The organism is Marinobacter sp. X15-166B, from assembly GCF_001752365.1.
Taxonomy (GTDB): Bacteria; Pseudomonadota; Gammaproteobacteria; order Pseudomonadales; family Oleiphilaceae; genus Marinobacter.
Map to the genome: position 1 here is coordinate 2,880,602 of NZ_MEIY01000001.1, position 24,787 is coordinate 2,905,388.

24 protein-coding genes and 1 tRNA gene are annotated in these 24,787 nt (G+C 59.5%); 24 read left to right on the plus strand and 1 reads right to left on the minus strand.

Annotated elements, in window-relative coordinates:
* Positions 1-14: 14 nt before the first annotated feature.
* From BG841_RS13525 to secF, 16 genes are all read left to right on the plus strand, one after another.
* Entirely contained in the window at positions 15-689 is a 675-nt protein-coding gene (locus tag BG841_RS13525) for a flagellar hook assembly protein FlgD (RefSeq protein ID WP_070058130.1), read from the plus strand.
* 27 nt (positions 690-716) lie between these two features.
* The gene (locus BG841_RS13530; protein ID WP_070058131.1) at positions 717-2,639 is read left to right on the plus strand and encodes a flagellar hook protein FlgE; all 1,923 of its coding nucleotides are present in this window, start codon (positions 717-719) and stop codon (positions 2,637-2,639) included.
* Between the two features lie 141 nt (positions 2,640-2,780).
* The gene (locus BG841_RS13535) at positions 2,781-3,533 is read left to right on the plus strand and encodes a flagellar basal body rod protein FlgF (RefSeq protein ID WP_070058132.1); all 753 of its coding nucleotides are present in this window, start codon (positions 2,781-2,783) and stop codon (positions 3,531-3,533) included.
* An 80-nt stretch (positions 3,534-3,613) separates the two neighbouring features.
* Positions 3,614-4,402 (plus strand): flagellar basal-body rod protein FlgG, encoded by a 789-nt coding sequence (flgG, locus tag BG841_RS13540; protein ID WP_070058843.1) that lies wholly within the window; start codon positions 3,614-3,616, stop codon positions 4,400-4,402.
* Positions 4,403-4,435: 33 nt separating this feature from the next.
* Complete coding sequence (flgH, locus tag BG841_RS13545; RefSeq protein WP_070058133.1) at positions 4,436-5,137, plus strand: flagellar basal body L-ring protein FlgH; 702 nt, start codon at positions 4,436-4,438, stop codon at positions 5,135-5,137.
* On the plus strand, positions 5,134-6,231 hold the full coding sequence (locus tag BG841_RS13550) for a flagellar basal body P-ring protein FlgI (RefSeq protein ID WP_070058134.1): 1,098 nt from the start codon (positions 5,134-5,136) through the stop codon (positions 6,229-6,231). The genes flgH and BG841_RS13550 overlap by 4 nt, the downstream gene beginning before the upstream one ends.
* An 8-nt stretch (positions 6,232-6,239) precedes the next feature.
* Entirely contained in the window at positions 6,240-7,247 is a 1,008-nt protein-coding gene (flgJ, locus tag BG841_RS13555) for a flagellar assembly peptidoglycan hydrolase FlgJ (protein ID WP_070058135.1), read from the plus strand.
* A 5-nt stretch (positions 7,248-7,252) separates the two neighbouring features.
* Positions 7,253-8,107: a flagellar hook-associated protein FlgK gene (gene flgK / locus BG841_RS17635; protein WP_322853374.1), complete on the plus strand. Its 855-nt coding sequence runs from the start codon at positions 7,253-7,255 to the stop codon at positions 8,105-8,107.
* Positions 8,058-9,287: a FlgK family flagellar hook-associated protein gene (locus BG841_RS17640; protein WP_322853375.1), complete on the plus strand. Its 1,230-nt coding sequence runs from the start codon at positions 8,058-8,060 to the stop codon at positions 9,285-9,287. The genes flgK and BG841_RS17640 overlap by 50 nt, the downstream gene beginning before the upstream one ends.
* A gap of 20 nt (positions 9,288-9,307) precedes the next feature.
* Positions 9,308-10,855 (plus strand): flagellar hook-associated protein FlgL, encoded by a 1,548-nt coding sequence (gene flgL / locus BG841_RS13565; RefSeq protein WP_070058136.1) that lies wholly within the window; start codon positions 9,308-9,310, stop codon positions 10,853-10,855.
* An 81-nt stretch (positions 10,856-10,936) separates the two neighbouring features.
* Positions 10,937-11,023 (plus strand) — tRNA-Leu (locus BG841_RS13570).
* A gap of 99 nt (positions 11,024-11,122) precedes the next feature.
* Positions 11,123-12,205: a tRNA preQ1(34) S-adenosylmethionine ribosyltransferase-isomerase QueA gene (gene queA, locus BG841_RS13575; RefSeq protein ID WP_070058137.1), complete on the plus strand. Its 1,083-nt coding sequence runs from the start codon at positions 11,123-11,125 to the stop codon at positions 12,203-12,205.
* A 7-nt stretch (positions 12,206-12,212) separates the two neighbouring features.
* A complete protein-coding gene (tgt, locus tag BG841_RS13580) occupies positions 12,213-13,334 on the plus strand; it encodes a tRNA guanosine(34) transglycosylase Tgt (protein ID WP_070058844.1) in 1,122 nt (373 codons plus the stop codon).
* A gap of 70 nt (positions 13,335-13,404) precedes the next feature.
* Positions 13,405-13,767 (plus strand): preprotein translocase subunit YajC, encoded by a 363-nt coding sequence (gene yajC, locus BG841_RS13585; protein ID WP_070058138.1) that lies wholly within the window; start codon positions 13,405-13,407, stop codon positions 13,765-13,767.
* A 61-nt stretch (positions 13,768-13,828) separates the two neighbouring features.
* Positions 13,829-15,703: a protein translocase subunit SecD gene (secD, locus tag BG841_RS13590; protein WP_070058139.1), complete on the plus strand. Its 1,875-nt coding sequence runs from the start codon at positions 13,829-13,831 to the stop codon at positions 15,701-15,703.
* Positions 15,696-16,649, plus strand: a complete 954-nt coding sequence (secF, locus tag BG841_RS13595) for a protein translocase subunit SecF (protein ID WP_070058140.1) — start codon at positions 15,696-15,698, stop codon at positions 16,647-16,649. Before secD ends, secF begins: the two co-directional genes overlap by 8 nt.
* A gap of 96 nt (positions 16,650-16,745) precedes the next feature.
* Here the strand turns inward: secF and BG841_RS13600 are convergent, their stop codons facing one another.
* Positions 16,746-17,546 carry an inositol monophosphatase family protein gene (locus tag BG841_RS13600; protein ID WP_070058141.1) on the minus strand — a complete coding sequence of 267 codons (801 nt, stop codon included), beginning with the start codon at positions 17,544-17,546 and terminating at the stop codon, positions 16,746-16,748.
* 315 nt (positions 17,547-17,861) lie between these two features.
* Between BG841_RS13600 and trmJ the strand changes: the two genes are divergently transcribed.
* The 8 genes from trmJ to BG841_RS13640 all read left to right on the plus strand — a co-directional run bounded on the left by trmJ (position 17,862) and on the right by BG841_RS13640 (position 24,751).
* Complete coding sequence (gene trmJ / locus BG841_RS13605) at positions 17,862-18,728, plus strand: tRNA (cytosine(32)/uridine(32)-2'-O)-methyltransferase TrmJ (RefSeq protein WP_070058142.1); 867 nt, start codon at positions 17,862-17,864, stop codon at positions 18,726-18,728.
* On the plus strand, positions 18,721-19,494 hold the full coding sequence (cysE, locus tag BG841_RS13610) for a serine O-acetyltransferase (RefSeq protein WP_070058143.1): 774 nt from the start codon (positions 18,721-18,723) through the stop codon (positions 19,492-19,494). The genes trmJ and cysE overlap by 8 nt, the downstream gene beginning before the upstream one ends.
* Before the next feature lie 78 nt (positions 19,495-19,572).
* Entirely contained in the window at positions 19,573-20,070 is a 498-nt protein-coding gene (iscR, locus tag BG841_RS13615) for a Fe-S cluster assembly transcriptional regulator IscR (RefSeq protein ID WP_070058144.1), read from the plus strand.
* Positions 20,071-20,086: 16 nt separating this feature from the next.
* Complete coding sequence (locus BG841_RS13620) at positions 20,087-21,235, plus strand: IscS subfamily cysteine desulfurase (RefSeq protein WP_070058145.1); 1,149 nt, start codon at positions 20,087-20,089, stop codon at positions 21,233-21,235.
* A 68-nt stretch (positions 21,236-21,303) separates the two neighbouring features.
* Positions 21,304-21,732 carry a nucleoside-diphosphate kinase gene (ndk, locus tag BG841_RS13625; RefSeq protein ID WP_070058146.1) on the plus strand — a complete coding sequence of 143 codons (429 nt, stop codon included), beginning with the start codon at positions 21,304-21,306 and terminating at the stop codon, positions 21,730-21,732.
* Between the two features lie 66 nt (positions 21,733-21,798).
* Positions 21,799-22,911 carry a 23S rRNA (adenine(2503)-C(2))-methyltransferase RlmN gene (gene rlmN, locus BG841_RS13630; RefSeq protein ID WP_070058147.1) on the plus strand — a complete coding sequence of 371 codons (1,113 nt, stop codon included), beginning with the start codon at positions 21,799-21,801 and terminating at the stop codon, positions 22,909-22,911.
* 33 nt (positions 22,912-22,944) lie between these two features.
* The gene (gene pilW / locus BG841_RS13635; protein WP_228141665.1) at positions 22,945-23,751 is read left to right on the plus strand and encodes a type IV pilus biogenesis/stability protein PilW; all 807 of its coding nucleotides are present in this window, start codon (positions 22,945-22,947) and stop codon (positions 23,749-23,751) included.
* A complete protein-coding gene (locus BG841_RS13640; RefSeq protein WP_070058148.1) occupies positions 23,741-24,751 on the plus strand; it encodes a RodZ domain-containing protein in 1,011 nt (336 codons plus the stop codon). The genes pilW and BG841_RS13640 overlap by 11 nt, the downstream gene beginning before the upstream one ends.
* Positions 24,752-24,787: the final 36 nt, after the last annotated feature.

Consider the following 24,787-nt stretch of genomic DNA (forward strand, 5'->3'; position numbering starts at 1 on the left):
GAGAGGACAGACAGATGAGCGCGATCAATGGTGCAACGGGCGCAGACGCCCTGGCCGGTTACCAGCTCCAGCAGGGCAAGGCGGGCGGTAAGGGCGATCTGGGCAAAAACGAGTTCATGGAGCTGATGATTGCCCAGCTCAAGAACCAGAACCCCCTTGAGCCCCAGGATAACGGTGAGTTTATTTCCCAGCTGGCCCAGTTCAGCTCGCTGGAAGAAGTCCAGAAGCTGTCGAGCTCGGTGGACAATGTGGTTGGCGAGTTCCGCTCCACCCAGGCGCTGCAGGCGTCGGCCATGGTGGGGCGCTCGGTACTGGTGCCGGGTACCGCAGGTGAGCTGGTGGCGGGCGGCGATATCAGGGGCAGTGTGGCGGTGCCGGCGACCACTGCGAGCCTGCAGATCACCATCAAGAACGAAGCCGGCGAGCTGGTTCGCCGGATTGATGCCGGCAGCGCCCAGCCCGGTTACCACGCCTTTACCTGGGACGGTAAGGACGCCAGCGGCGAAGAATCGCCGCCCGGGAAGTACGAAGTGGTTGCCGAAGGGGCTTACCCCTCGGGGCAGGAGCAGCTGGGAACACTGATCAGCGCCAACGTCGACAGTGTGTCCCTGGGCGGTCGTGGCAACATCACCCTGAACCTGGCAGGCATGGGCTCGATTCCCCTGGCGGACGTGCACCAGATCAATTAATCCAGACACTGATATTCGAGGTTTAACATGTCATTCAATACAGGGCTTAGTGGGCTTCGGGCGGCTTCAGTCGATCTGGATGTCACCGGCAACAACATCGCCAACGCCAGCACGGTCGGATTCAAAGGCAGCCGGGTACAGTTTGGTGATCTCTACGCCAGCGGTTTCCTTGGTGGCGGCAGCAATCCGGTCGGTGACGGGGTGAACGTGCTGGGGGTCAAGCAGGGCTTCGGTCAGGGCAACATCAGTTTCACCGATAACGGGCTGGATCTGGCCATCAACGGCAACGGCTTTTTCATGCTCAACAACGGCGGCGAAGTCCGCTACAGCCGGGCCGGCCAGTTTGGCATCAACAAAGACGGCTTTGTGGTCAACAACCAGAATATGCGGGTGCAGGGTTATCAGGCGGACAACGACGGCAATCTGTCGGGGGTTCGCGGCGACCTGCAAATTGACTCCTCAAACCTGGCGCCGCAGCGCACCACTAATCTGACCAGTGACCTGAATCTGGATTCCCGCGAGCAGGTGCTGGAGCGGCGTACTTTCGTGCTGGGGGAAGTGGGGCAAACTGAGATTGGCGCAGGGGCAACCGCGTTCAATGCAGAAATGGTGTTCCTCAATTACGGCGATGGCTCGACCGCTCAGGTGCAAATAAACGCAAACTCTTCGGCGGCCGATGTGGTGGCCCAGTTGGGCCAGGGCAAGGGGGTGAGCGCCTCGGCCACCACCGAGATGACCATGCCGGGGGGGTTGAATGATGCGTTTGTCCAGGCAGCGGGGTTCTCCTTTGAGCTTAGGGTTGAGGGTGTCACGGTGCCCGTTGACACCAGCGGGGTGAATGATTTGTCCTCCCTGGCCGATGCGATCAACAACTCCAGTTCAACCTCGGTGTCTGCCTCGGTGGTATCGAATCAGTTGCGGGTGGTTGATAACCGTGGGCACACGCTTGAAGTCGAGTTTTATGATACTGATCCCAGCACCGCGCAAACTGAAACCCAGGTAGGCACCGTGCGGGTACAAACCACCAGCGAGGTAACCGGTTTTGCGTCGTATCAGGGGGTTAATCCGGATCCAAGTACTGCCGGTGCAGGTTTGTTCCAGGCCGCCTGGGATGACGGCACCTTGCAGGTCGCCAACCAGTTCAACCCCCAGGATCAGCGCACCTACAACCACGCCACCTCCACGACCATCTACGACAGTCTGGGTAACCCCCATGTACTGACCCAGTATTTCGTAAAAAACGAAGCGCCGGGGAACGGTGTTGGGGTCAGTCAGTGGTCGGTGTATCTGCAGGTGGATGGCGAGTATGTGGGCAATACCGGGCAGACCCCGCAGGTGGCCCGGTTCAATCAGGACGGCAGCTTGCAGTCGGTGAATGGCGACGTCAATGGGGAGATTGTGATCGGCGACTGGACTCCGAAAGACCCGGCCGGTATGCCCAATGGTGCCGACGGTCCGCCGCCGGCCGGGGTGGCGGTGGTGACGCCCATTCCCGATCCCCCGGTCAGTTCGGCGTTTGTCATCAATCTGGGGGAAACCACCCAGTACGGCAGTTCCTTCGGGGTGAACGATCAGCGCCAGAACGGCTACACCACCGGTCGCCTGTCCGGGCTGGATGTGTCCGATGAGGGGGTGCTGTTTGCCCGCTACACCAACGGCCAGTCCCAGGCGCTGGGGCAGGTAGCCCTGGCCAGTTTCAACAATGTTGACGGTCTGTCGCCCATTGGCGATACCTCCTGGGTGGAAACCTTTGCCTCGGGCCAGGCGATTATCGGCCAGCCCGGCACCGGTACCCTGGGGGCGATCAAATCCAGTTCGGTGGAGGAGTCCAACGTGGATTTGTCGGCGGAGCTGGTTAACCTGATCATCGCGCAGCGCAACTACCAGGCCAATGCGAAAACCATAGAGACCTCGGACGCGGTGACCCAGACCATCATCAATCTGCGTTAACCGGGCCCGGTGCGCGCATAAATTCAGGCCCCGTCACTTTCTGGTGCGGGGCTTTCCCATCTCATCTGCCCGCAAGTCAGTTGTTGGCATAACTCCTGCATCTTGTCTGTACACAGTCAAGATTCCGGCAGGAGTGTTCCCATGGATAAGTCCCTTTACATCGGTATGTCCGGGGCCAAGCAAAACATGCTGGCCCAGCGGGCCCACGCCAATAACCTGGCCAACGTCAACACCAGCGGGTTCAAGCGTGATTTTGCCCAGGCCCGCAGTATGCCGGTGTTTGGCGAATCGCTGCCCACCCGGGCCTACGCCATGACCGAGCGCCCGGGCACGGATTTGTCCGCGGGTGCGCTGATGGATACCGGTCGCCAGCTCGACGTGGCGGTGGACGGGGAGGGTTGGCTGGCCATCCAGAACCAGCAGGGGCAGGAGGTGTTTACCCGCTCCGGCAGCCTGCAAATCGACACCAACGGGCTGCTGCGCAGCGCCAGTGGCGAACTGGTGCTGGGCAACGGCGGTCCCATCGCGCTGCCGCCGTTCGACAATCTGCATATTGGCGCAGACGGCACCCTGTCCATTGTGCCGGTGGGTGGTCCGGCGGATCAGCTGGTTGAAGTGGATCGCCTGAAACTGGTCAGCCCACCGGGCAATGTCCTGGAAAAAGGGGAGGACGGCTTTGTGCGCCGCCGGCCCGACGCCGCCCTGGACGGTGGTGAGCCGGCTGATGGCAACCTGCGGGTGGTGTCCGGCTTTCTGGAAAGTTCGAATGTAAACGCGGTGGAAGAAATGATTGCCAACCTGCAACTGGCCCGCCAGTACGAAATGCAGGTCAAGGTCATGCGCACCGCAGACGAGAACGCCGAGGCGGCGGCACGACTGTTGCAGAACCTTTAATCAAGCCCTCTTCACCAGGCCTTGAGGCCTGAAAGCGGCAAATGTTTTCCGCTGTACGGGTTATAAACGAGGAGTACAACATGCATCCAGCACTGTGGGTGAGCAAGACCGGGTTAAGCGCACAGGACACCAATATGTCCACCATTTCCAATAACCTGGCGAACGTGAATACCACCGGATTCAAGCGTGATCACGCGGTTTTTCAGGACCTGTTGTATCAGGTCAACCGGCAACCGGGTGGGCTCAGCAGCCAAAACTCCGAGCTGCCCTCCGGGGTCCAGTTGGGCACCGGGGTGCGGGTGGTGGGCACCACCAAGCAGTTTTCCCAGGGCAATCTCCAGGTTACCGAACAGCCGCTGGACATTGCCGTGAACGGGCGGGGCTTCTTTCAGGTCCTGCTGCCGGACGGCACCATGGCCTACACCCGGGATGGCCAGTTCCAGCTCAACTCCAATGGGGACGTGGTGACCCCCGACGGTTATCTGCTGGAGCCGAACATCACCATACCCGAGGACGCCACCTCCATCACCATCGGCCGCGACGGCACGGTGACCGCCGTCATTAACAACGACGCAGCGCCCGCCAACCTGGGGGAAATCACCCTGGTGAATTTCATCAACCCGCAAGGGCTGCAGGCCATGGGTAACAACCTCTACCGGGCGACCAACGCCAGCGGTGACCCCGCCGAAGGCGAAGCAGGTATTGCCGGGTTGGGCACCATCGAGCAGGGCATGACCGAGGCCTCCAACGTGGAGGTGGTGGAAGAACTGGTCAACATGATCACCACCCAGCGGGCCTATGAAATGAACTCCAAAGTGGTGTCGACGACGGATCAGATGCTGCAATTTATTACCAACAACATTGGTTGAGTGATGGCGAGTTTTGTTTCGAGGAGGCGTGCCATGAGTGGGTTGAGTGGTGAAGCCAGGGCTCGTAACAGCCTGACCCTGGCGGTGGTTGCCCTGTTGATTCTGTTGCAGGGGTGCACCGCAGTGAGTCGCCCGCGGGCCATGCCGGATGATCCGGCCTTCGCACCGGTGCGCGCCCAGGCAATGATGCAGCGTGACCCTCACACAGGGTCCATCTATCAAAATTCCCGCAGTTACAATATTTACGGCGATACCGTGGCGCTCAATGTCGGTGACATTCTGACCGTCTCCCTGCAGGAACGAACGGAAGCCAGCAAAACGGCCGAAAGCAGCATCAGCAAAGACACCGACATCAATCTGGCCGAACCCAGCTTGTTCGGTAAAAGCATCGGTGGGCTGTCTGCCCGGCTGAACAGCAAGCGGGATTTCGAAGGCCAGGCCGGGGCCGACCAGAGTAACCGGCTGGCGGGCAGCATTACGGTCACCGTCACCGACGTGTTGCCCAATGGCGTGCTGCGGATTCGCGGTGAGAAGTGGTTGTCGCTGACCAACGGAGACGAATACATCCGGCTGACCGGGCTGGTGCGCCCCCAGGATATAGCCCCCGACAACACCGTGGCTTCCAATCGCATCGCCGATGCCCGCATCGCCTATGGCGGCACCGGAGATTTCGACCAGGCCAACCAGATGGGCTGGCTGGCACGCTTTTTCAACAGTGAGTGGTGGCCCTTATGAGCCGGCTGAAACCAGTTTTGATCGCGCTGTGTCTGTTGCTGGTGGTGTCACCGGTGATGGCGGACCGGTTGAAAGATCTGGCGCGCATCAAAGGGGTGCGCAACAACCAGTTGATCGGTTACGGTCTGGTGGTGGGCCTGGATGGCACCGGCGACCGGGCGCCCTTCACCAATCAGACCTTCCGCAACATGATGAACCAGTTCGGCATTACCCTGCCGGAAGGGGTTAACCCCAACCTGAAAAACGTGGCGGCTGTCACCGTACACGCAACCTTGCCGCCGTTCGCCAAACCCGGGCAGGAGCTGGATATCACCGTTTCCTCCATTGGCAACGCCAGCAGTCTGCGCGGGGGCAGTCTGCTGATGACCACCCTCAAGGGGGCCGACGGGCAGACCTATGCCCTGGCCCAGGGCAGTCTGGTGGTGGGCGGGTTTGGTGCGTCCGGTTCGGACGGCTCACGGATCACCGTTAACGTACCCAGTGTTGGCCGCATACCCAACGGTGCCACCATTGAACGGGAAGTGCTGTCGCCGTTCGGCCTTGGTGACACCATCACCTTCAACCTGCTGCGCCCGGATTTCACCACCGCCCGGCGGGTGGTGGAAGCAATCAACGGGTTGCTGGGGCCGGAAATGGCCTATGCCCACGATGCCACGTCCGTATCGGTGAAGGCCCCCCGGGACCCGTCCCAGCGCGTCAGTTTTCTGTCGATCCTCGAAAACCTGGACGTGGAGCCGGCGCAGGAAGCCGCAAAAGTGGTCATTAACAGCCGGACCGGCACCATCGTGGTTGGCCAGAATGTGCACGTCAGCGCTGCAGCGGTGACCCATGGCAACCTCACGGTCACCATTCAGGAAAACCCGCAGGTCAGTCAGCCCGATCCTTTTTCCGACGGGCAAACGGTGGTGACCCCGAATTCACAGATTGTCGCCACTCAGGACCCTGCCCGGATGTTCCAGTTCGGACCGGCCACCACGCTTAACGATATCGTGCAGGCGGTGAATCAGGTGGGGGCCGCCCCGGGTGATGTGATGGCGGTGCTGGAAGCGCTGAAACAAGCCGGTGCGTTGCGCGCCGAACTGATTGTTATATAGGTGGGGTGATGCAGGACGCACGGTTGCAACAGGCACGGGTGTTTACCGAATTTGGCGGGCTCAACGCACTCAAAACCCAGGCGCGCACCGACAAACAGGCCGCGCTGGAAGAGGTGGCCCGCCAGTTTGAAAGTCTGTTTATGGCGGAAATGCTCAAGTCCATGCGCCAGGCGGGGGATGTCCTGGCGGAAGGCAATTACCTGAACAGCGAACAATCCGAGTTTTACCGGGATATGTTCGACAGCCAGCTGAGCCTGTCCCTGTCCCGGAACGAGGGGATGGGGCTGGCACACACCTTGGTGCAGCAGCTCAGCCGGCAGATTCCGGGTATGAACGCGCAGGGCGAGCGGCTGGCCGGGCACCGCACCAGCATTCAGGATTACGACCGCAGCTTGCCGGCCCTGTCGATTGAGCTGCCGGCGCGGCTGAGAGAAGTGGAGCAGGTGGCGGAAACCATGGCCCGCCCCGTGCCTGAGAGCGAGCCGGCAAGAGAGGACCTGCCGGCCGAGTTTACCTCACCCCGGGAGTTTGTCCGCCAGCTGCTGCCCCTGGCCGAGCGCGTCGCCGCCGACAGCGGTCTGAACCCGCGGCTGATGGTGGCCCAGGCTGCGCTGGAGACCGGGTGGGGGAAACACATGATCACAGGCGCCAATGGCGAACCCAGTTACAACCTGTTTGGCATCAAGGCAGACCGCCGTTGGTCGGGGGAGGCCGTTAACATCACCACCTCTGAATTCCGGGAAGGTGTCAGGTTGCAGGAGCGGGCCGATTTCCGTGCCTACGATGATTACGAATCCAGCTTCCGCGATTACGTCAGCTTTCTGCACGCCAACCCGCGTTATCGTGAGGTGTTGGCTAATGCGGATGATCCGCAGGTGTTTGCCCGCAAACTGCAGTCCGCCGGCTACGCGACCGATCCGGAATACGCCGCGAAAATCAGCCGCATCATGAGCGGCAAGCAGTTTGCACGGGCCGGTGAGGGCGCGGTTGGAGTGTCACCGAGGGTTGGGGAGTAACGGTTATGGCAGGATTGATCAAGATTGGTCTGACCGGCGTGCTGGGCCATCAGACGGCGCTGAACACCACCGGCAATAACATCGCCAATGTCAACACGCCGGGGTACAGTCGGCAAGAAGTGGTGTTTGACACCCAGCCCGGCAAGCCAACGGGTGCCGGCAATTTGGGGACCGGCGTTAACATCTCCAATGTGCGCCGCCTGGCCAACGAGTTTCTGGTGGACCAGATCCGTTCAGACACCGCCTTGCACAGCGAACAGCAAACCCTGAATACCGAGCTGTCCCGGCTCGACAATCTGCTGGGCAGCGAAGCAACAGGCATCAACAAGGCCCTGAACAACTTTTTTGCCAGTATGCAAAGTGCCGCCGAAGACCCCGCGTCCCTGCCGCAACGGCAAATGGTCCTGAGCGAAGCCCAGGGCGTGGTCAACCGTTTCCAGGCCATGCAGCAGGAGTTTATCCAGCAGCGGGAGCAGGTCAAAACCCAGATGTCGCAGGGGGTGGAAGACGCCAACGCGCTGATCAACAGCATCGCTGAAGTGAATCTGGCGATTTCCAATACACCGGGACTGGCCCAGGGGCGCGAGCCTAATGGGTTGCTCGACAAACGTGATGATCTGTTGCGGGAGTTGTCCGGACTCGTGTCTGTCCGGGTGGTGCCGGCGGAGGGCGGCCAGGTTAACGTGCTGCTCAACAATGGCCAGGCGCTGATCACCGGGGGTGAAGCCGCACGCCTGGGGACGCGCACCAGTCCGGAAGACCCGGCGGCACTGGAGTTCACCCTGAACGCCGGTGGGCGCGAACTGGTGATTGACCAGCAGATTACCGGCGGCCGGTTCGGGGGGGCTGAAACGGTTTGAGAAAGAGTCTCTGCAACCGGCGTTCGATGAGCTGGGGCGGATTGCCATTGCCCTCGCCGATAATCTCAACCATCAGCACCAGATAGGTATGGATCTGGAGGGGGATCTCGGGGGCACCTTCTTCACCGAGATCAATGCCCCGGCGGCACAGGCGGGCCGGGTCATCGCCAACGCCAACAACCAGACTCCTGTTGAGGCGGCGCTGGGGGTGCAGATCACTGACAGCGGCGCATTGAAAGCCGGAACCTGGAGCCTGAAATTCAGCGGTGACGGGCACGATTTCGAGTTGCTGGACCAAGTCAGCGGCAAGGTCGTGCAAACGGGTCGCCTGCCGTCACCCCTGCCGGCTGAAATATCCATGCCCGGCTTTAACATCCAGATCAGTGGCGCGGTCCTGAACGCCGGTGACAGCTATCTGATACAGCCTACCCGGCATGCCGCGAGCAGTCTGGAGCTCAAGGTGGACCGGGAAGAAGAGCTGGCCTTCGCGAGCCCGGTGCGGGCAGAAACCGACGCGGGTAACCGCGGTACCGGCAAGATTGATCAGGGGGTCATGCTGAATGTGCGCAACCCCTTGACCAACAGCCTGCTGCCGGGGTTCAGCAGCCAGGGGAAGCTGGACCCACCGCTGGAAATTGTTTTCAGTGAGGACGGCGGTACGGGCCGGCTGCAATATACGGTCGTGGATGCCAATAATCCTGCGGTGACGGTGTTTGCTGCTCAGGATTTTCAGGAGGGGGTCAGCAATACCCTGTTCAGTGACGACCCAAGGGATCCTCAGTACGTCGGTTTTCAGTTCCGGATCAGCGGCAAGCCCGCACCGGGGGACCGCTTTACCATCGGCTACAACACCGGCGGGGTGTCCGATAACCGCAACGCAGAACTGATGGCCGGGCTGGCCACTGCCAATACCATGAACGGCGGCACCCAGAGCTTTACCGAAGGCTACGCCGGGCTGGTGGAAACCGTGGGGGTGAAAACCCGCCAGAGCCAGCTCGACAAAGACGCCGGTCAGGCACTGCTGGAGCAATCGTTCAATCAGCGCGAGTCCGTGTCCGGCGTTAATCTGGACGAGGAAGCCGGGCGCCTGATCCAGTATCAGGCCGCCTACAACGCCTCGGCAAAGGTGATGAACGTGGCCCAGAACCTGTTCGATACCCTGTTATCAACATTCCGGTAACGGATAAAAGGTAGATAGACATGATCCGGATTTCTTCACATCAGGTGTTCTCCGGCGGTATTAACCGGCTGCAGGAGCTGAACGTTGATATCAACAAAACGTCTGAGCAGATCAGCACCGGTAAACGGGTTAACCGGCCATCGGATGACCCGGTGGCGGCGGCGCGCATTCTCAAGCTGAACCAGGAGATGGGCCGCATTGATCAGTACCAGCGTAATGCCGACCTGGCCAATAACCGGCTCAGCCAGGAAGAGGGTGCCTTGGGGAGTATGGTGGACGTGGTGCAACGGGTCCGGGAGCTGACGGTGCAGGCGGGCAATGGCTCCCTGTCTCCCGACGACCGCAAGGCCATTGCCGCCGAACTCAAGGAGCGGCTGGGGCAGCTGAGCGCTCTGGCCAACACCCGGGATGCTTCGGGGGAGTACATTTTCAGCGGGTTTCAGGGCAATACCCCGGCCTTCGGACAAAACATCTCCGGCGACTGGGTGTATCAGGGGGATGAGGGCCAGCGGATGCTGGAAATCGATGATGGCGTAAAAGTGGCCATCAGCGACAACGGCAAAGACGTGTTTGTGAACGTGCCTGCCGCCAACCCGGATTTCTTTGCGGAAGCCGGTGCCAGTAACCAATCCGGGGCCCGCATCAGTACGGGGATGGTGCTGGATCAGGCGTTGTTTAATGCGGTGTACCCGGACGACATTGTCATCACGATTAACGCGGGCGCTGACGCTTTCAGTGCCGCACTGCGTTCAGACCCGGCGACGCCAATTGCAGGTGGGGCCTACCAATCGGGAGAGCCCATCCGTGTGGCCGGTACGCAGGTTGAAATCACCGGTGCGGCTGCGGGCGATACCTTTACTCTGAAAACCAGCGACAAACAATCGATCTTCACCAGCATTGAAAAACTGATCTACGGGCTGGAGAATCAGGCGAAAGCGCCCGCAGTAGCGACGGTTAGCGATGCGAGCTTTGTGCCTGCTGCCAATGACAAATTAGTTGTGAATGGGGAGGAACTGTCGTTTGGTGGTGGCGAAACGCTTACCGATCTCCGGGATATGATCAACGGCAATGCCGAATTGAACAAGCAGGGCGTAACCGCCACCATAAGTGGCGGCAACCTGCGCATAGAATCTGTAGGGCAGGATCTGGATATTCGTGCGGCGGGAAATAACCCTGCGACGGACCCGTGGGCTGGCAATCTGAAGATCACCGGTGCAAAGTTCGACGATATTGACATAACGACCGGAGCAGGCAACGCCTCAGCCAGTTTCGCCAGCGGTCAGAGGGCCTACGATGATCTCATCGCCAACTCCCTGACCAACCTGGACAACGCCCAGGAAAGCATCGTGGGCACCCAGACCAAAATCGGCGGGCGGATGAACAACATCGAAACCACGCAAAAGTTTCTGGAGGATTCCGCGTTGTACACAAAAGAGATACGGTCGCAACTTCAGGATCTGGATTATGCAGAAGCCATCAGTACACTGAGTTTTCAGAGTTTTGTGCTGGAAGCGGCGCAGCTGTCTTTTGCACAAGTTTCCCGGCTGTCGTTGTTCGACCGGTTGTAAGCCTGCGCCGGTGTCGAGATAAAACCACACCCAGCTGTTGATTTCGGTACCGGCGTCAGTATAATTCACAACCTCTCCAAGGCCAGCGTGGTGAAATTGGTAGACACAGGGGATTCAAAATCCCCCGCCTTCACGGGCTTGGCGGTTCGAGTCCGCCCGCTGGTACCATTTTTTGCAGTATGCGTATGCCGGAACACCTCTGTCTTCATACCCCTGTTCCGGATCATTTACAGATCGCCCCTGCGATGCGCTTGAGCACTCCTGTTAATGAACGTTTCCGATTTTCAGTTTGAACTTCCCGATGAGCTGATTGCCCGCTACCCGCTGGAGCAGCGCAGCGCTTCCCGCTTGCTGGTCCTGGACGGACTCACCGGCAACACCACTCATTCCAGTTTCAGTGCCCTCGCAGACCAGTTGCACCCGGATGACCTGTTGGTGATCAACAACACCAAAGTGATCCCGGCGCGCCTGCTGGGGCGCAAGGAAACCGGTGGGCGGGTCGAAGTACTGGTGGAGCGCGTGGTCGGTGAGCATGAGATTCTGGCTCATGTGCGCGCCTCAAAAGCCCCCAAACCCGGTCAGCGCCTGCTGTTTGAGGGCGGTTATGCGCTAACCATGGTTGAACGGCAGGAGGCTCTCTTCCGGCTGGTGACCGAAACCGGCAGCCCCATTCTCGATATTCTCGACAGGATCGGTCACATGCCGCTGCCGCCCTATATGGAGCGGGAGGATGAGCTGGCGGACCGGGAGCGTTATCAGACCGTATACGCCGCCCAGGCCGGCGCGGTGGCGGCACCCACCGCGGGGCTGCATTTTGACCAGGCGGTGTTTGACCGGCTGGCGGCCATGGGCGTGGAAACTGCCACCGTAACCCTGCACGTGGGGGCCGGTACCTTTCAGCCGGTCCGGGTGGAGCGCCTTGAAGATCACGTAATGCACAGCGAGATTGCCCAGGTGCCGGAAGAAACTGTGGCCGCGGTCGCGCGCGCCCGGGCGCGGGGCGGGCGGGTCATCGCAGTGGGTACCACCTCGGTGAGGTCGCTCGAATCAGCCAGTCGGGGCGGTGTGTTGCGGGCGTTCCATGGCGAAACCGATATCTTTATCTACCCCGGGTACCGCTTCCAGACCGTGGATGCGATGGTGACCAACTTCCATCTGCCGGAATCCACCCTGATCATGCTGGTGAGTGCGTTTGCCGGTTACAATCATGTGATGGCGGCTTACGCCGAGGCGGTCCGGGAACGTTATCGTTTTTTCAGTTACGGTGACGCCATGTTTGTCACCGGACAGGAACCCAGTTTGGGGTCCCTGTTAATCCAGCCGGATTCGGGAGAAAGCAGTGAGCAGTAACAGTTATATGGCGTTCGAGAAGCTGGCCGAAGACGGCAAGGCGCGTCGTGGCAGGCTGACCTTTCCGCGGGGCGTGGTTGAAACGCCGGCGTTTATGCCGGTGGGTACCTACGGTACGGTAAAGGGCATGTTGCCCCGGGACATTGAAGCTACCGGGGCGCACATCATTCTGGGCAACACCTTCCACTTGATGCTGCGCCCGGGCACCGAGGTGGTCAAGGCCCATGGCAGCCTGCATGACTTCACCCAGTGGCAGGGTCCGATTCTGACCGATTCCGGTGGGTTTCAGGTGTTCAGCCTCGGTGCCATGCGCAAGATTACCGAGGAGGGAGTGACCTTCCGTTCGCCCGTCAATGGCGATCCGGTTGAGCTTAATCCGGAAATCGCCATGCAGGTGCAGCGTGACCTGGGGTCGGATGTGGTGATGATCTTTGATGAGTGCACGCCTTACCCGGCAACGGAGCAAGAAGCCGAGCAATCCATGGAGTTGTCTTTGCGTTGGGCAGCGCGCAGCCGCAAAGCCCACGGTGACAACCCGGCAGCCTTGTTTGGAATTGTGCAGGGGGGGATGTATACCCACCTGCGTGACCGTTCCCTCGCAGGGCTGACCGACATCGGGTTCGATGGCTACGCCATTGGCGGCCTGTCCGTGGGCGAGCCTCACGAAGACATGGTGCGGGTACTCGACCATCTGGCCCACCGGATGCCGGCGGACAAGCCCCGTTATCTGATGGGCGTGGGGCGGCCGGAAGACCTGGTGGAAGGGGTGCGCCGCGGGGTGGATATGTTCGATTGCGTCATGCCGACCCGCAACGCCCGTAACGGCCACCTGTTCACCTCCACGGGCACGGTCAAGATCCGTAATGCCCGCCATCGGCACGACACTGGCCGGCTGGATGAGCAGTGCGATTGCTACACCTGTGAGAATTTTTCCCTGAGCTATCTGCACCATCTTGAGAAGTGTAAGGAAATGCTCGGCTCGCAACTGAATACCATTCATAACCTTAGGTATTATCAGATCCTGATGCGTGGATTGCGCGAGGCTATTGAAGCAGGTACATTGTCCGACTTTGTTGAAGACTTCTACGAGCGTCGCGGTCAAACCGTGCCCCCGTTGACTGAAACTTAACCAGGTCTGTTCTGGCAACGGAGCCGACTGTCCAATTGTGAATTATGGATCTGACTAACGGAGATATTGCATGAAAACCTTTACGTTGCTTCTGGCCACTCTGGCGGCACTCGTTCCCGGTCTGGCGATGGCGCAAGACCCTGGTGCCGGCAGCATGGGCGTCATGGGGCAGGTGATTTTCTTTGCCGGTTTCATCCTGATTTTCTATTTCCTGATCTGGCGTCCCCAGTCCAAGCGTGCCAAAGAGCACAAGGCCCTGATGAGTGGGCTGAACAAGGGTGACGAAGTGGTGACTTCCGGTGGTATCGCCGGTCGGATTACCCGCGTGGCCGATGATTTTATCCTGGTGGAAGTGGCCGACAACGTGGAGCTGAAGGTGCAGAAAGTGGCGGTCGCCACGGCATTGCCCAAAGGAACCCTGAAGGATATCTGAACCATCGGCTGATTCTGATATAGAAACTCCGAATGCGACTGCTGGTTAACTAAGGGACCCCATGCTAAACAAGTACCCGCTCTGGAAAAATCTGGTCATCCTGGTCGCCTTGCTGATCGGGTTTGTCTATGCACTGCCGAATCTGTACCCGGACGATTACGCCGTGCAGATCACCGGCGCACGCAGCAGTACCGACGTCAGCGAAGCCGTCCTCAAGAGAGCGACGACGGCCCTGGAAGGGGCGGGTATCGCCATCAAGTCCAGCAGTCTGCAGGAGCGGAACGGCCTGATCCGCCTGAACGACGCAGAAGCGCAGTTACGGGCCCGGCCGATTGTCCAGAACATGCTGGGGCGGGATTACCTGGTGGCCCTGAACATGGCGCCATCCACGCCAGGGTGGTTGCGCAGTCTGGGGGCGGGGCCGATGAAGCTGGGGCTGGATCTGCGCGGCGGGGTCCACTTCCTGCTGGAAGTGGACATGGACACCGCGCTGGAACAGCGCCTTGAGGCGTTCTCGAGCCAGATCAAACGGGAGTTGCGGGAAGAGCGGATTCGCTACCGTGGCGGTGATGTGGATGGGGCGCGGGGTATTGTGCTGAGTTTCCGCGACACCGAGTCCCGCCAGCGGGCGTTCAACCTGATCAGACGCCAGCATTCTCAGTTCCTGATGCGCGAGCAGACCCAGGGCGATGAGTTCCTGATTTCCCTGACGCTCTCGGAAGCTGAAATCAAAAACATACAGAATTATGCCCTTGAGCAGAACCTCACCACCATCCGCAACCGGGTCAACGAGCTGGGGGTGGCGGAACCGCTGGTGCAGCGTCAGGGTGCAGACCGCATTATCGTGGAATTGCCCGGCGTTCAGGATACGGCGCAGGCCAAACGGGTGCTCGGTGCAACCGCCAATCTGGAGTTTCGACTCGAGGCGCGTCCGGATGCGCCGGTCAGCTCTACCGAATCTTACGGGTTCCGCGACAATCCGAACCGTGAAGCGCGGCTGGAGCGGGAAATAATCGCGACTGGTAACAATGTTGCCAACGCCCAGCAGGCGTTTGACGAAAACGGTCAGCCGCAGGTCAACATCACCATGGACGCCGTGGGCGGTGATCTGATGAACCGGGCCACCCGTAACGCCATCAAGCGCCGCATGGCGGTTCTGTTTATCGAATTCCGTACCGAAACAGAAGAAAAGATGGTCGATGGTGAGTTGCAGTCCGTCGACAAGCGAATTGAAGAGCGCAGCATTATCAGTCTGGCCACCATTCAGTCAGCGCTGGGCAGCAGTTTCCGCATCACCGGACTGGACTCGATTCCCGAGGCGTCTGAGCTGGCGTTGTTGCTGCGGGCAGGTTCGCTGGCAGCGCCCATGTATTTTGTCCAGGAACGCACCATTGGCCCCAGCCTGGGGCAGAAAAACATTGATGCGGGATTGATGTCGGTGGTGCTCGGCTTTGCCCTGGTGCTGCTGTATATGTTGGTGTACTACCGTGGTTTCGGCGCCATTGCCTGTGCCGCGCTGACCCTGAACCTGATGCTGCTGATCGCCTGCATGTCGATCCTGTCGGCGACTCTGACCTTGCCAGGCATTGCCGGTATCGTGCTGACGGTCGGTATGGCGGTTGATGCCAACGTGCTGATATTTGAACGCATCCGGGAAGAACTGAGGGGCGGGGTGCCGCCGCAATCCGCCATTCACGCGGGTTATTCGCGCGCGTTCGTATCGATCTTTGACGCCAATATTACCACCTTGCTGGTGGCTGTTATTCTGTTTGCCATGGGTTCGGGGCCGGTCAAAGGGTTCGCGGTAACTCTGAGCATCGGTATTCTGACCTCCATGTTCACGGGTTTGGTGGTCAGCCGGGGTATTGTGAATGCGGTGTATGGCGGCCGGAAGGTTGAAAAGTTATCGATCGGGGGCAAGTTGGCCAATGTCTAATACGGGAAGAAAACCTTTCGACTTCATGGGCTGGCGGAAGCTTGCGTTCGCCCTGTCGGCAGTATTGATCGTGATGTCCGTGGTGTCGCTGGCCGTGCGCGGGCTCAACTTCGGCCTGGATTTTACCGGGGGCACCTCGGTTGAGCTGGCGTATCAGGAAGCGCCGTCGCTGGATGCCATTCGCGACGACCTGAGTGCGGCCGGTTATGAGCAGTTTGTGGTGCAGAATTTCGGTGCCGACACGGAAATCCTGATCCGTATGGCCGAGTCCGGTAACCCGGAGATGGCCAATGAGGTGGCGGCCGTGCTGGGCGCCGGTGGCGACACACTGGAGCTGGTCAGTTCCGAGTTTGTGGGCTCCCAGGTGGGTAAGGAGCTGAAGGAAGACAGTGGTCTGGGTCTGCTGATTGCCCTTGCCGTGGTGCTGATTTACGTGGGTATGCGTTTCCAGCTGAAATTCGGGATCGCTTCGGTTATTCCGCTGGCCCATGACGTGATCATCATTCTAGGGGTGTTTGCCCTGTTCCAGTGGACCTTTGATCTGACGGTGCTGGCGGCCCTGCTGGCGGTGATCGGTTACTCGCTGAACGACACCATCGTAGTAATGGACCGGATTCGCGAGAACTTTCGCCGGATGCGGGAGGGCGACAGCAATCATGTAATTAACGCGTCCATCAATCAGACCCTCAGTCGTACCATCAATACGTCCGGTACCACCTTGGTGGTGTTGCTGGCTCTGTACTTTCTGGGTGGCGAGGCAATCAACAACTTCGCCATTGCGCTGATCATCGGTGTGGTGGTGGGAACCTACTCCTCGATTTATGTCTCGGCGAATCTGTTGATCGTGCTGGGGGTCAGTCGCGAGGACCTGTTGCTGCCGGTGAAAGAAGGCGCAGGCGACGGCGAAGAGGAAGAGCAGCCGCCGGAATGGTTGAACCGCATGTAGCATCGCTGGTATGCCAGCCATGACCGGCACAAAAAAGCCGCGCCCTTGTCGTCAGGGGCGCGGCTTTTTTACTGGCTGCGATTGCGCGGAGGTGCCTCAGTTGGGGAGGCGTCCGCGGAACAATTGCAGCTCCCGCAGGATCTCCTTGAACAGTCTGGGGTTGGCGACCACCAGCTGTTTGGACTGCAGGCTGGACGGGTTGCCGACAAAATCACCGGTCAGGGCGCCGGATTCCTGGGCAATGGCCAGCGCAATGGTGAGGTCTTCTGCTTGTGGCCGCACCACCACGGCAGCGTCCAGAAAGCCGGTCGCCACCCGGGCGATGTCCAGAGCGGTGCAGCCGGAAGTGCGCAGCGAGCCGCTGGAGCGCGCGAGGGTTGATGCCACTTCGGCCCAGGTGAGCGGGTCGTCGGCGAGTTTGCACTGGTCGAGTACGTTGGTGACGATGGCGGCCTGATCAAGCTGGCGGACGTTGCTGGTGCGTCCGCGGCGGCTGTTCAAAATGGCACCCTGACCGCGGCTCGCCGCGTACTCTTCACCGGTAATCGGGTTGGTGAGCAGCAGGTTCTCGGTACGGTTGTCCCGTTTTTGGATCAGCGCCACCGCGAAGTCCGGAATGCCATTGACAAAATTGTCGCGTCCCAGAAGGGGGAAAATGTGCCAGCTCTTTTCTGCGGTGCCCGCATCGACTTCATTCATGGGGGCCACAACATGGTCCCGGTAGGCCTTTTGCAGTTGCTCAGCAAAGCTCTCATAAATGGACAGCTCAGCACGATCAAGTTGTTGCCGTTGCTCGTCACTCCCTTTGTTAGCGGGTTCCTGGCGTTCAAAATGAGCTTTTAAATAGTCAGAGCCCTGGCGCGCGACGCGCAGAGCCATTTTAATTGCTGGTTGCATTAGACTGTTCGATACCTGGATGTATGGAGGGTCGCGTATCATATCAAAATGATGCGGGCCCTTGTACGTTTTTTGACTCCGCCTTGTCAAGCTGTGTGTCGGACTTACCGTTAATGGGCTGCGAACAGGCCGGTTTTGGTGGTTTTCCCGGCTCGGTACTGCCCGGCAGTGCCAAGGGTTGTCGCAAGGGGGGCGGGCCGGGCTGGACCGACAGGCCGCCGGCAGATTGTCCGTTTCGGGTTCTTCGGGGAAGCGGGAGCCACCCGCACTCTGGTATAATTGGCGTAATACGGTTTTTCACAGAGACTTTGCCCTATGCACAAGCCAGCGCTCCCCGGCGACGCGTCCCCGTCTTTCAAGAATCAGGTGCGCGTTGTTCTGGTTGAAACCTCGCACTCGGGCAATATCGGCGCCGTCGCCCGGGCCATGAAAAACATGGGCTTCGCTAATTTGTGGCTGGTGAATCCGGCTTCGTTTCCGGATGAAACCTCTTACGCCCGCGCCGCCGGCGCCGCCGACATTCTGGATCAGGCCCGGGTGGTGACCAGTCTGGCGGACGCCATCGATGACTGCGCCCTGGTCATGGGCACCAGTGCCCGGGGCCGCAAAGTACCCTGGCCGGTGATGGCGCCGCCCCAGGCTGCGGGGAAGGTTGCGGAGTATGTCAGTCACGGCCCGGTAGCGGTGGTGTTTGGTCGTGAAAACCACGGTTTGAGCAATGATGAACTCCATCGTTGCCACTTCCATATTCATATTCCGTCCAATCCGGATTACAGTTCGCTGAATCTGTCGATGGCGGTGCAGGTGGTCACCTACGAACTGCGCATGCACTACTTGCAGACCCTTGCCGGCGAGGGTGCCAGTCCGTGCCTGAGTGCGATGACCTCTCCGGCGGATGAAGGCTGGGATGTGCCTCTGGCCAATGTTCACGATGTCGAAGGGTTCATCCAGCATCTGGAGTCCACTCTGGAAGTGATTGACTTTCATCGGCAAGATAAGCCACGCCATTTGATGACACGGCTTCGCCGGTTGTTTCAGCGGGCGCAACTGGACCAGATGGAGGTCAACATTCTCCGTGGGGTGTTAAGCGCCGTGCAAAAAACCGCCGCTGCCGGCGGCGCATCAAAAGCCACAGACAAAAGCAAAAAGACCACAGGCACACAGGGTGCGCATCATGTTTAAAGGTATAAAAGAAGATATTCAAAGCGTATTTCACCGCGATCCTGCGGCTCGCAATACCTTTGAAGTATTAACCAACTATCCGGGGTTGCATGCCTTGCTGATGCACCGGCTTGCGCACTGGCTATGGCAACGGAATCTGAAATGGCTGGGACGCACCTTGTCGACCATTGCGCGCTGGCTGACCGGTATCGAGATCCACCCCGGTGCCACCATAGGTCGCCGCTTTTTTATCGACCATGGCATGGGCGTAGTCATCGGCGAAACCACAGTGATCGGTGACGATGTGACCCTGTACCAGGGGGTGACCCTCGGCGGTACCACCTGGAACAAAGGCAAGCGCCACCCCACCCTGGGTAACGGCGTGGTAGTGGGCGCCGGAGCAAAAATACTCGGCCCCTTTGAAGTGGGGGACAACGCCAAGGTTGGCTCCAACTCGGTGGTGACCAAAGCAGTGCCTGCCGATGCCACGGTGGTCGGTATTCCCGGGCGGGTCATTGTGCGCCGCGCCGAGGAATCTGATCCGCGCCGCCGGGAGATGGAAGAGCGAATGGGCTTTGACGCCTACGGTGTCACCGAGGAAATGCCTGACCCGATTGCCCGGGCCATGCGCAGTTTGCTGGATCATATGCATGCCGTGGACGATCGTCTGGAAATCATGTGCAAGGCACTCCAGAAGGTGACCACGGAGTACCAGAACGGCACCTTGCCCGAGCTGGACGAAGAAGATTTTGACTGTGTGCGCGATGACCACAGCAAGACCGGCTGAATACTTGACTGAAATAGTCGGTCAATTCATACTGAGTTTTCCCAATTCTTCTCGCTTGCGATATCAGGGCCGAATGCTATGCGTCTGACCACTAAGGGCCGGTATGCCGTTACTGCGATGCTAGACCTCGCTCTGCACGATGGTAAGGACCCGGTGAGCCTCGCAGAGATTTCAGCCCGCCAGGATATTTCGCTGTCGTATCTTGAGCAGTTATTCTCTCGCCTGCGGCGCCACAGCCTGGTGGAGAGCGTCCGCGGTCCTGGCGGTGGCTATCGGCTGAGCCGACAAACCGATATGATTTTCATATCCGACGTTGTTGATGCCGTCGACGAATCCCTGGACACCACAAGGTGCGGAAACAAGGGGGATTGCCAAGCGGGTGAAAAGTGCCTTACTCATCACCTCTGGTCAGACCTCAGCGAACAGATCCACCAGTTTTTGAGTGGTATCAGTCTCGCCCAGTTAATGGAAAACCGGGAAATACAGGTGGTTGCCGCGCGTCAGAATCGTCTGCAGGGGAAAACGGAATCCCAGACCATTAACACCGAGCGCCTCTCCAACCAGGCGCCGGCCTGAACTCAGTCTCTTACTTATGAAAAAACCAGTGTATTTGGATTATGCGGCCACGACTCCCGTAGATAATGCCGTTGCCGAAGAAATGATGAAGTACCTCACCTTTGACGGCGTATTTGGCAATCCGGCCTCCCGTTCCCACGGTTATGGCTGGCAGGCCGAAGCTGCAGTCGAAGGTGCCCGGCGTCAGGTTGCCGACCTCATTCATGCCGACCCCCGGGAAATTGTCTGGACCTCCGGTGCCACCGAATCCAACAATCTGGCCATCAAGGGTGTGCTTGAAGGCCGGACTGCGCCCCACATCGTCACGTCGGTGATCGAACACAAGGCGGTGCTGGATCCCATCCGGCATCTGGAAGCCCGGGGTTGCGAAGTGACCTGGCTGACGCCGGACAGTACCGGGCGGATCAGTGCGGATCAGGTGGCCGAGGCCATTCGCGATACCACCGCACTGGTCAGTTTGATGCTGGTGAATAACGAGCTCGGTACCATTTCGGACACCGCTGAAATCGGCAACATGCTGCGCAGTCGCAAGATCCTGTTTCATGTGGATGCCGCTCAGGCTGCCGGCAAAATACCGGTGGATGTTACCGCACTGTCCGTCGATCTGCTGTCGCTCTCCGGGCACAAGGTTTACGGCCCCAAAGGGGTGGGTGCGCTCTATGTACGACGCTCTCCCGATGTGCATGTCGGTGCGCAGATTCATGGTGGGGGGCATGAGCGTGAAATGCGCTCCGGCACGCTGCCGACCCATCAGATTGTGGGCATGGGCAAAGCGTTTGCGCTTGCCAATGATGTTCTGGACGATGAGCACGAGCGTCTCGAAGGCTTGCGCACGCGTTTCTTGACGGCACTGGACGGGCTGGAAGGCGTGCGTTTCAATGGCAGCGAAACCCACCGGGTACCGGGCATTGTGAACTTGTCGTTTGCAGGGGTGGATGCGGAATCCCTGATGCTGGGGCTCCGTGAACTGGCGTTGTCGTCCGGGTCGGCCTGTGCGTCGGCCACCCTGGAGCCCTCCTATGTGTTGCGGGGTATCGGGCTGGACGACAAACAGGCCCATCAGGCGTTGCGGTTTTCGATGGGACGCTTTACCACCGCTGAAGAAATTGACTTTGCCTCGTCCCAGGTGAGGGATGTTGTGACCCGACTGCGTTCAGTCCGGTAGGCAGTGGCCCCCAGACTGCGTATAATCGCAGCCCTGAAATTTCACCCGAACATTACTGGAGAAACACCATGTCAAACGAACGCACCCTGTCCATCATCAAGCCAGACGCCGTTGCCAAAAACGTCATTGGCCAAATCTACAGCCGCTTTGAAGATGCCGGCCTGAAGATTGTCGCCGCCAAAATGATGCACCTGAGCGAAGAGCAAGCGGGTGGTTTTTACGCTGAGCACAAAGAGCGTCCTTTCTATGCCGATCTGGTGGCGTTCATGACGTCCGGCCCGGTGGTTGTCCAGGTTCTGGAAGGCGAAGGTGCGGTTCTGAAGAATCGTGACCTGATGGGTGCGACCAACCCGAAAGAAGCGGCCGAAGGCACCATCCGTGCTGACTTTGCTACTTCCATTGACGCGAACGCGGTTCACGGTTCTGACTCGGCTGAGTCTGCTGCCCGCGAGATTGCTTATTTTTTTAATGACAACGAAATCTGCCCGCGCGGCTGATTCGTCAAGCGGAGCAGGACGGTCTGGCCGTTCTGCTTCCGTTGGTTATTCGATCGAGGTTTTCTGATGACAAGTGCCACTGAAAAGGTCAATTTACTGGGGATGCCGAAGGCCAAACTCGAGGCGTTTTTCGAGTCTTTGGGTGAAAAAAAATTTCGTGCCACCCAGATTCTGCAGTGGATTCATCAGCGGGGTGTGGACGACTTCGATCAAATGACCAACATGAGCCGTGTGTTGCGGGAAAAGCTGAGTGAGATTGCCGAAATCCGCGGCCCGGAAGTTGTGCTCGACGAGTTGTCGAAGGACGGCACCCGCAAGTGGGTAATGCGCATGGACAACGGCAACAGTGTCGAAACCGTGCTCATTCCCGACGGCGAACGTGGTACTTTGTGTGTTTCCTCACAGATCGGCTGCAGTCTTGATTGTACCTTTTGTTCCACCGGTAAACGGGGGTTCAACCGTAATCTGACGGCGGCGGAAATCATTGGTCAGGTGTGGGTGGCCCGCAAAGCGTTCATGCCCTTCGAGCCGGGTCCCGAGCGGCCGATTACCAACGTGGTGATGATGGGTATGGGCGAGCCCCTGCTCAACTTTGACAACGTGGTCGACGCCATGAACCTGATGATGGAAGATCTGGCCTACGGCATTTCCAAGCGCCGGGTGACCCTGAGTACCTCGGGTGTGGTCCCCGCGATCGACCGGCTGGGTGAAGTTACCGATGTTTCATTGGCAATCTCGTTGCACGCACCCAATGATGAGCTGCGTACCCAGTTGGTGCCGTTGAATAAAAAGTATCCGATCGCCGAGTTGCTGGCAGCCACCAAGCGCTATTTGAGCCGGCTGCCGGACAAGCGCAAGGCCACCATCGAGTACACGGTGATTGAGGGAATGAACGATAAGCCGCAGCACGCCCGCGAGTTGGCGGGGCTGCTGCGCGGGTTGCCCTGCAAAATCAACCTGATTCCGTTCAATCCGTTCCCGGAAAGCGATTTCCGGCGCCCGGCCATGAACGCAACCCGCCATTTCCAGAAGATATTGAACGAAGCGGGTTATGTGGCCACCATACGAACCCCCCGTGGCGACGACATCGACGCCGCTTGTGGGCAGCTGGTGGGCAACTTTGAAGATCGGACCCGCCGCAGTCAGAGGTATATCCCTGTTCATCAGGTCACCCCTTGAGGCTCACATACTGATCAACAAGGAAACATCGCTTTGAAGAGAACACTGGTCAATAACGTTGTACGATTGCTGTTCGGGTATCTGGTAGTCGCGATACTGGCCGGGTGTGTAACCACCACAAACAGTCGCTTTGCCAAAGAGGCGGACAAAGACAAGGCGGTGGCCAACTATGTGCAGCTGGCCACCGCTTATGTCGGTCAGGGTAATGTCGAGCGCGCCCGGGATCACCTCGACCGGGCGATGGAGCTGGATCCGCGCAACGCCGGCGCCCACGCCGCCATGGGGCTTATTTATCAGTACGAACGTGAGCCGGAACTGGCGGAAGCCGCGTTAGCGAGATCCCTGAGGCTGGACCCCGGCTACACCCGTGGGCGGGTGTTTTACGGTGCCTTGCTGTACGGACAGGGTCGCTTTGCTGAAGCTCGGGATGCGTTTGCCGTTGCTGCCCGGGATACCGGTTACAAAGATCGGGCCTCCGTGTTTTATAACCTCGGCCTGACCGAAGAACAGCTGCACAACAGCCCCGCGGCGGCGGTGGCCTATCGCCGTTCGGTGGAGCTGAGTCGTGGCGATCCGGCTTCCCTGCTGGCGCTGGCGCGCGTCTCAATTGACAACGAAGAATATGAACTGGCAGCCCGCTACTATCAGCGGTTGCTGGACAGGATGCAACGTGACCCCAGTATGAGCCACAGCGCTGACAGTCTGCTGGTCGGCATCAAAATAGCCCGCCACTACGACGATTATAACCGGGTATCCAGTCTGGCCTTGCTTCTGCGGGACCGGTTCCCCGATTCCGATCAGTATAAACAGTATAAGGTGCTGACCTCCCATGGCCAATGAATCGACTCAGGGACCTGAACGGGCACAGACGGTTGGCGTGATGTTGCAGGCGGCCCGGCAGCAGCGCGGCCTGACCGTCAAGCAGGTCGCCGACGCTCAGTATCTCCGGCCGTCGATTATCACCGCTATTGAAGAAGGGCGCTACGATGTCATCGGCAGTGAGCTCTTTTTAAAGGGTTACATACGCGCTTACGCGACTCATGTCGGGCTGGATGGCGACGCCATTATCCGCTCACTGGACCGCGAACTGGTACCTCTGCGCAAAGAAAAGGAAGAAGAACAGGAAACCAACCCACTGGTGACCATTGAGCGCCGCAAGCGCAGGAAACGCCGTATCGCCCGGATGTCGTTGATCCTGATCGCCCTGGTGGCGGCGGTGGTGATTGGGCTGGAGCTGGTTTTTTCTGAAGACGAGTCCGAGCAACCCGTACCTGAGCCACAGGTGCAGCAGGATTCCTCTCCGGCACCCGCACCCGAGCCTGCGGAGGAAAGCAGCATCTCAGCCGAAGATCCGGAACCGGTGCCGGAACAGGGACAGGAACCAGAACCGGTGGTGACCACCGCCGATCCGGAGTCACCCGCGACCACCGTCGATCCGGAGCTTTCAGCGACAGAAACCGCCGGGGCTGGCGCGGCTGACGTCTTCGCGCCGGGAGCGGAGGTTGCTGCCGAGGTAACCGCGGCCGAGACGGTCGCGCCGCCGCCGGAGCCCCTGCGCCCGGCGGTTGTGGGCAACGGCGAATCGCTGGCCGGTACGGCCAGCCTTCGGGCGTCTTTTTCGGGGGACTGCTGGGTACAGATTACCGACGCCGACGGACGCCGGCTGGTGGCGTCCCTGAAGCGGTCCGGCGACACGGTTGAGGTGTCCGGGGCACCGCCGCTGAAGGTTGTGGTGGGGGCCATGAGCGCTCTGGACAGTCTGAGCTTTCAGGGCGAAGTCGTTGATCTGTCAGCGTTCCGGGTGAGAAATAACCGCGCTCAGTTTACCCTGGACATCTAACCGGCATGATTGCTCGGAGTTGCAGGTTCAGACGAG